Raw genomic sequence first — 3,642 nt, forward strand, 5'->3', positions numbered from 1 at the left:
GTTCGTTTCGGTCTTCTCCGCAGTCCACAATTTCTTCGTTCCAGCCAGAGCACACAGGTCCTCCGCCCAGACCCGAAATCATCGCCTCAAGCCGCGGCAGAATGGATGGCCGTTGCTCATCGGCTTGCCTGAAAAGCCACAGCGGGAACTTGCGCGCCCGTACCTCAAATAACGTGACAGCACCAATTGGCGCCCAGTAGTGGGCAGTGCCGCACGCCTCCATCCCAATGAAGCAAGGCGCCAACTGCTCGAAGAACTTCAACATCCGCTTGCGACGCAACTGTCGTCGGACGATAACATTGCCGGCGGCATCAATCGCACGAATATGGAACACCGACTTCGCAAGGTCGATGCCAACGGTAGAAATCTCTTCCATTCGAACGCTCCCGGTTTGTCCATCCTAACCGATGCCTTATCTTGCACCGGCGGAGGGGGAGCCTTCCATCCCATCGATTTTGAGCAGCTCTTGTTCTGATCCTAAGAAGGCGAAGATCGCGGTGGCGCGCAAGCTTGCCGTCATCCTCCACGCCATGTCGAAGACGAATGAGCCGTTCCGCCGCGCCGTCGCTGCAGCCTGATAAGGAGCTTTCGATTTCCCGATCAACTCCAGTTCCCGAGATGCGTCCTTGCCGGGACGCTGCGCGGATGAGGTCGCTCCCATGCATGCGGTCCTACGGAACCGCGAACACCAGTTCGACCCCACCTGTTCCAACGCAAACATGCGGCGATCCTTGCAATCGACCTCGGAGAGAACCCTGAGCCCGGCAGGCGCTGCACCAACGAGGAGAGAAGGAGCCTATTGACGAAGGCGATTAGAGAACTTCCTGAGACACGATCTCCGTTCGCAACGCTGCTGGCTATGCAACCTCTGCTGCACCGCCTCAACACTGGCGCATAGCTGGTCGTTTTGCGCAAACCACTTCGTCTACTGGGCTTCTCCAACCATTTGGGAGATGGATGGGTCTATCCAAAAAACTAATTTTAACTCTCTGTGAAAGCAGCATAGCACATCCCTGCCGTGCGCCGTGATTTCTGCGCGGATATCGGTCCGGATGCCGACTCGAGTTTAGGGCTGCACCGGAGAGGCATAACATTGGTCTCGCCCTCGTGACGAAGGCACTGCGTTGATGAGTGCCCCTCATTTTGAAGGATTCGCAGGAGCAAAGAAATGCACATTCTCGATATTAACCAAATGACCCAGATCTTCGTGTATTCGCTTGAGATGGTTGTAATCTTCGCAACGTTATGCGCCGCGCTGGAGCTAACCTTTCCGGCTTATCGATACAGTTTTGCTTCATACTGACCTGCCACTGAGAATTTCCTCCATCTGAGATTAGAGTCCGGGCCTTGATTGAAGGACGGACAGATGAAGAGAAAGCGGTTTACGGAAGAGCAGATCATCGCGGTTCTGCGCGAGCATGAGGCGGGTGCGAAGGCGGGCGATCTGGCTCGCAAGCACGGGGTCTCGGAGGCGACGCTGTATAACTGGAAGGCCAAGTATGGCGGGATGGACGTCTCTGACGCCAAGCGGCTGAAGGCTCTGGAAGACGAGAACGCCAGGCTGAAGAAGCTGCTCGCCGACCAGATGCTCGAAGCCTCGGCATTGCGCGAGCTTCTGTCAAAAAAATGGTAGGGCCCGCCGCCAAGCGCGAAGCCGTCGCGCATCTGCAGGCCGTCATGGGCCTATCGGAGCGTCGGGCCTGTTCCTTCGTCTGCGCCGATCGCAAGATGATTCGCTACCAGTCTCGCCGACCGCCAGAGACGCAGCTGCGTGGTCGGCTGCGTGACCTCGCGAACGAGCGCCGACGCTTTGGCTACCGGCGGCTGTTCATCCTGCTCAGGCGCGAGGGCGAGGCATCTGGGGTCAACCGTATCTACCGTCTCTATCGCGAGGAAGGTCTGACGCTGCGCAAGCGCCGGGCAAGACGGCGAGCGGTCGGCACGCGGGCGCCGATCCTGGTCGAGGCAAAGCCGAATGCGCGCTGGTCGCTGGATTTCGTCCATGACCAGTTCGCCTGCGGCCGGCGTTTCCGTGTGCTCAACATCGTCGACGACGTGACGCGCGAATGCCTGGCCGCGATTCCGGACACCTCGATCTCCGGCCGTCGGGTTGCTCGTGAACTGACGGAACTGATCGCCCAGCGCGGCAAGCCAGGCATGATCGTCTCCGACCACGGCACCGAGTTCACCTCGAACGCCATCCTCGCATGGTCGAAGGATCACGCGATCGAATGGCATTACATCGCGCCGGGCAAGCCGATGCAGAATGGTTATGTCGAATCCTTCAACGGTCGCATGCGCGACGAACTCTTGAACGAGAGCCTGTTCTTCGGCCTCGACCACGCCCGCAGCGCCATCGCCGAATGGCGGGAGGACTTCAACACCGCGAGGCCTCATTCCTCGCTCGGCTACCAGACCCCGGCAGCCTATGCCGAGGTCATCTCCGCAACCGGCTCCGACGCTGTGCTGATGGAAGGCTCCGCGCCTCCGCCGGTTGCTCAACCCGCGCCAAGAGGCGTAACAGAAACGGTCAAGGCTCTAATCGCCACTGGATGACAGTTCAGTGGCAGGTCAGTACGCTCGCGGCGTGCGAAATTATATTATTCGCCTCGGATGTGGTGCCTTTATGTGGCACTTCTACGCTGTGAGCGTGGGCTGGTTAGGGATAAAGCCGCTTGTAACGATCAATTTCGGTACGTTGCTTCACTCTGACAACGCAATCATTAATAATGGATTGGCCGTCCTTTCAGGCGTTTTGGTCGCGATTGCCGGCGACTTCTTCTACTACTGGATGCACCGCGCTCAGCATGCTGTTCCATTCCTCTGGCGCATGCACGCTACTCACCACTCGATCCGCGAATTGACGGCATGGAATTGCCATCATCACATTTCCGAGCCACTCGTTGCCGCAGGGTTGGTGTCACTACCACTCACGCTGTTCCACTTCGAATCTGGCGTAGTGCCTTTTGTTGCCATGACGCTGATTACTTTTCAGGTCCATCTTTCACACTCTAGCACCCGCATCAATCTTGGGCCGCTTCGATATATCATTGGCGACAACAAGTTCCACCGCATTCACCACTCGTTGGAACCCCATCACCAGCGCCGAAACTACGGGTTCTTTACAACTATCTGGGACACGATTTTTGCAACGGCATACTGGCCAAAAAAGAACGAGTGGCCGGAAGTTGGCCTCCGAGACCAATCCGAGCCGCTCACCGTGCGCGATTTCGTTATGTTTCCATTTGATCGACGTCGCTGGCGTAGAGCTAAAGTCGGAAGTGGTGAAAAGGCTGGGAATTAAACGAACGCAGCTTTACGCTTCTAATCCGATTGTCGAGGTCGGAACCCATCAACTGGACCTAGAAGGGGACGGATCCTTGGCGCTGGCCTTATCGGAGACGTAGGATCTGGAACTACCACAGGTGGGCAATGCGCGGACGACTGGCCTGCCACGGGTAGTTTCCCTCACCTGAGGAGTCCGGCCTCGATTGAAGGACGGACTGATGAAGAGAAAGCGGTTTACGGAAGAGAGCAGATCATCGCGGTTCTGCGTGAGCATGAGGCGGGAGCAAAGGCGGGCGACCTGGCGCGCAAGCATGGGATCTCCGAGGCGACGCTGTACAACTGGAAGGCGAAGGG

The 3,642-nt window shown here is 57.7% G+C and carries 3 protein-coding genes and 2 pseudogenes; 3 read left to right on the forward strand and 2 right to left on the reverse strand.

The genetic code is table 11. The features are described from left to right. Together C9427_RS33440 and C9427_RS34355 are read right to left on the reverse strand one after the other, a co-directional pair. A pseudogene (locus C9427_RS33440) lies at positions 1 to 376 on the reverse strand (hypothetical protein); the annotation flags it as partial. A gap of 36 nt (positions 377 to 412) precedes the next feature. Next, complete coding sequence (locus tag C9427_RS34355) at positions 413 to 661, reverse strand: hypothetical protein (RefSeq protein WP_167434584.1); 249 nt, start codon at positions 659 to 661, stop codon at positions 413 to 415. A 705-nt stretch (positions 662 to 1,366) separates the two neighbouring features. Here C9427_RS34355 and C9427_RS33450 point away from each other — a divergent pair. The 3 genes and pseudogenes from C9427_RS33450 to C9427_RS33460 form a co-directional block, all read left to right on the forward strand. Then, positions 1,367 to 2,556 (forward strand): IS3 family transposase gene (locus C9427_RS33450; protein ID WP_107653181.1). Its coding sequence is split into 2 segments (ribosomal slippage): positions 1,367 to 1,619 and positions 1,619 to 2,556, totalling 1,191 coding nucleotides; the frame shifts between segments, so codons are not numbered across the junction. A 7-nt stretch (positions 2,557 to 2,563) separates the two neighbouring features. After that, positions 2,564 to 3,304, forward strand: coding sequence for a sterol desaturase family protein (locus C9427_RS33455; RefSeq protein ID WP_245437297.1), 741 nt, complete (start codon positions 2,564 to 2,566; stop codon positions 3,302 to 3,304). Between the two features lie 202 nt (positions 3,305 to 3,506). Then, a pseudogene (locus C9427_RS33460) lies at positions 3,507 to 3,642 on the forward strand (transposase); the annotation flags it as partial.

The organism is Mesorhizobium helmanticense (genome assembly GCF_003034915.1).
Taxonomy (GTDB): Bacteria; Pseudomonadota; Alphaproteobacteria; order Rhizobiales; family Rhizobiaceae; genus Mesorhizobium; species Mesorhizobium helmanticense.